Raw genomic sequence first — 3,915 nt, forward strand, 5'->3', positions numbered from 1 at the left:
TGATGACGATGATGACGATGATGACGATGATGACGATGATGACGATGATGACGATGATGACGATGATGACGATGATGACGATGATGACGATGATGACGATGATGACGATGATGACGATGATGACGATGATGACGATGATGACGATGATGACGATGATGACGATGATGACGATGATGACGATGATGACGATGATGACGATGATGACGATGATGACGATGATGACGATGATGACGATGATGACGATGATGACGATGATGACGATGATGATGTTAGGATGCACAGCAAACAAGACAGTTTTTTATAAAAAAATTATCTATTCAACTAGCTAATCTATCATCTGCATCGTCAGCAGATAACAAAAAATGGCTGTTTCTGTAGCTAAATCCTGCTGACGCATGCTGACGCAGTGATGCGATTTGCCGACGCACCATTCCCCCTTCGTACAGGCAGATATAGGTCGATTGGGTTTGTGTTTCACACAAGACCCCTTCGCATGAATACGTTGTATTCATGTCGATTGGGTAAAAGTATCATTTGCACCAAATATGATTACCGGTGCGATGCGAATGTGAATTGCTTTTTGAAATGATGGGTATCCCCTTATGTCTTATCTTTTATATGTGGATAACTATTAGATATCTAATAGATATGTAACATCCATTCTAAGGGGGATAGAATGGCTTGTGGTGGCTTTATTAAATGATAGTGGATTTGTTATTGGTTTTGAATAATATTAATGAAAATTGATATCATTGTGGATTTTGTTTGATAAATGATAATTCTTTTTTTGAAATCGATTTAATAAACTGATAGTTTTTATCGAAGGCAATTTTTTTGTGTTTTTTCATTTCGTCGATATAGCTTGTAGCTAAATTTTGCCAATCTGGCTTCTTTGCCGATTTTAGAACATGCTGCATATTAGTCGCAAAAGTCTTTATTTCTTCCATTACCAACAATAAATCTGCATCAGTTTCGCTTGTTAGAAGTGAAGAAAATTCCATATCTAAAGTAATAATTCCAGAAATAATTAATTTCCTATCTTGCAAATCTTTAATCAACTTGATGCAAACTGCATTGTATTCGGTAATTTCACCTTTTCATTATATTCTTTTATTAAGGTATCAATTGGATCACGAAATAATTCGTTGATCTTATCATTGTGTGATTTCAAATATTCTATCCTTTTATTGAAAAGATCCAGATTTAGTTTATTTTCCGCTGTTTTAGCTTGTTTTTGTGCAATTTTATGATTTTCTTCTGCAAAATCCTTAGTAATTCGACTGTTAGTGCTGGTCACGCGCCATGTTAAAAACGAAAATATAACCGTAGGGATTGCCGAACATGCAGCCACCACGGCTGCCGGGGTATGAATGAAGGTTTGCCACCACGACATAGGTTCAGGGCTTTGTGGTAGATGGTTCAGTAGCTGGATCAGTTCCCCGTTATCGATCTTCAGAACTAGATCAGGGATGTATGATCCCATTAAGTCAGCCATTCCCATTCCCCGTCACGTATCGACACAAACCAATATCTTCTGGGGATAGCAACAAAAAAGGCCGGGTCAATCCCCGGCCCAGTCAACAGGGCCACGGCGTGGCCCTGTGAAGGGGACATTACATGCCCCTTTTTTGCTTATCTTATTGTGAAAGCCTAATCATATAGCGTGTGAACCGGTCATTGATATTGTATAACTTCAAAACTTCATCAATATCTGTTACGCTATTAACTTCACACATATAATTCAATTGTTGAATTTGCGGTTCAAACACATATTCACCGTTATCATACATATCAATAAGTTTATTGGTTAATTCATTAAGGCGTCCATTCTTTTTTGTAATCTTATCTGCTTTAACTTTATTGCTTAGATTGAAATTATTATACAGTTTATGAATATCATTCAAAGCACGTTTAATTTTTTTATCGATATCAATGTTTGATTTATCGCGTTTATCATCCATTTCCTGTTTAACTGTCACCAATGAACTTTCCATATGCCAGTTTTGTGCAGGAAAAGCCATCATATCAGTGCAAATGATATTTGCCTTAACACCATCAAGACAATTAGAACCAAAGATATATTCAATATTATTATATAATTCTAAAACAGAATCCATTTGAATATCACCAGCATAAACTTGGTTTTCAAGGATATGCTTGAAACGTTCGCTTTCATTCGGAATGATCTGTTCCAGACCATCCATGAAGCGCTTGATCATTTCAATTACAAAGCGACCATTCCCACATGATGGTTCCAACATAGTAATGTCAGGATTTGACCAGTCTTCTGGCTTTGACATGTCCAGCATTTTGTTGATGATATCGGCTGGTGTGTAGACTTCGCCCTTGTCCGTACCGTCAGCATGTCGATCCTTGACGAAATCAGGGACATTACCGTTCTGGCGAAAGTTATCATAGTTGCCTTTATTGAATTCATACACGTTCATTTCCAATGTTTCCTTTTTCTATATTGTTATTATTAATCACAAAATGCATTTTGTTTTGTTCGTCATGACAATTATTAAGCTATCATAGAAAAGAAGTTATTCAATAATTACTTTAAGAAAGTAGACTTGATTGGCATTGATTCTAAAACCAAAAAATCCCCGACAAGTGGAATATTATTTCCATTCGTCTGGGGATTTGTTTTTTATTATATCAAACCTATTAACGTTCGGTATGCAGCAAGAAAACGATTTTGATATAATTAACCGCTTATTGAACTTCTTCAGCTTGCTTCATCGGTGTGTCATGAACCGGTGTCTTGTCACCATCATGGTTAGACAGCCCAAGGGGTACGCTATCATCCCCTGATATGACCGCCTGATTGACCGGAACCACATACTGGTTTCCGCCATTGTCGTCAGAAGGGATTGGGAAGTTTTCACGGGCTGCGACATAGCCAGATGTGACAAAGCCGTTGGTATGCGCCATTGCCCACGCCGATATACGCTTCTGGAAGTCCGGGATCGCTATCGATGTGAAGTCGAAGTGGAAACGGTATTTTTCCATGTCACTTCTAAGGAATATCTTTCGGTTGAATTCTTCTTCGATCAAGGTGGTATAAAAATTCAGCGTGTTATGAATGTAGGATATTTCTTGTTCTTCCAACGTAGCTGTTTCACTGGATGATGGGACAGCCAACTTATATAAAGGAACGCGAAGCATTCTTGCGATTTCGATGGTTTGCTGATTGCGGGCATTTTCTAACTGAAGTTCAGCCGGTGACATCCCGGTCTTAACGAACGTTGTGCCTGACATGACTGCTGGTGCGCCTGACCTGTTGACACCCCCCTGTGATTCCATGAAACGGCTTTTGATCAGGGTTGCCGTTTCATCGTCAACTGGTTCATCGGTTTTGATGAAACCTGGCATCGCTGCACCGTTATTAAATGTACGGGCCGCAGTTTCCTGTGCAGCCAATGCAAGCCCGAAGACTTCTGACGCAGTGTATATCAATCCACGTCCAGTAATTTCCCCGTTGATGACATTCTTCTTCAGATGAATCATATCTTCAAAATGAATGTTTCGGGTAAATCCGGTTTCCTTTGAATCCGACGTGGTCTTGTTTTTAAACATCTTATGGGTTGCGTTATATATTAAGTCGCCTTCTTCGTTTTCATAAACAGATACAGAATTATAAGACACATATATAAATTCAGAAGGCATTCCAGAATCATCGCGTATGATGACGATGTAAGCATTACCGTTCATGATTAAATCATCGATGCACATACGGAAGATTTCCTTCATCGTATGGCGACTGTTTGGATATCTGACGATGTTTCCGATTGGCGATACCAGTGGAACAGGAACCCATCCATTCGTTTCTGTCATCTGTTCCATGTGGAAAGGAATCTTGGATACGTCTTCTGTTATGATGTTAATACAAGAAGTCACGGTTGATATCTGTCT

At 38.8% G+C, this 3,915-nt stretch carries 5 protein-coding genes; all 5 read right to left on the minus strand.

The features are described 5' to 3' along the window. The coding region (locus GAL01_RS15265) for a hypothetical protein (protein WP_176579580.1) at nt 1–289 on the minus strand (289 nt) is incomplete at its 3' end. A 460-nt stretch (nt 290–749) separates the two neighbouring features. Next, nucleotides 750–1,058, minus strand: coding sequence for a hypothetical protein (locus GAL01_RS15270; protein ID WP_145995670.1), 309 nt, complete (start codon nt 1,056–1,058; stop codon nt 750–752). Next, the gene (locus GAL01_RS15600; protein ID WP_145995671.1) at nt 1,055–1,495 is read right to left on the minus strand and encodes a hypothetical protein; all 441 of its coding nucleotides are present in this window, start codon (nt 1,493–1,495) and stop codon (nt 1,055–1,057) included. Before GAL01_RS15600 ends, GAL01_RS15270 begins: the two co-directional genes overlap by 4 nt. Nucleotides 1,496–1,637: 142 nt before the next feature. Next, on the minus strand, nt 1,638–2,447 hold the full coding sequence (locus tag GAL01_RS15275; RefSeq protein ID WP_062026957.1) for a hypothetical protein: 810 nt from the start codon (nt 2,445–2,447) through the stop codon (nt 1,638–1,640). A 268-nt stretch (nt 2,448–2,715) separates the two neighbouring features. Further along, nucleotides 2,716–3,915, minus strand: a 1,200-nt coding sequence (locus GAL01_RS15280) for a phage portal protein (RefSeq protein WP_145995672.1), incomplete at its 5' end; no start/stop codon positions are given.

The sequence above is a fragment of the Gluconobacter albidus genome (assembly GCF_002723915.1).
GTDB lineage: Bacteria > Pseudomonadota > Alphaproteobacteria > Acetobacterales > Acetobacteraceae > Gluconobacter > Gluconobacter albidus.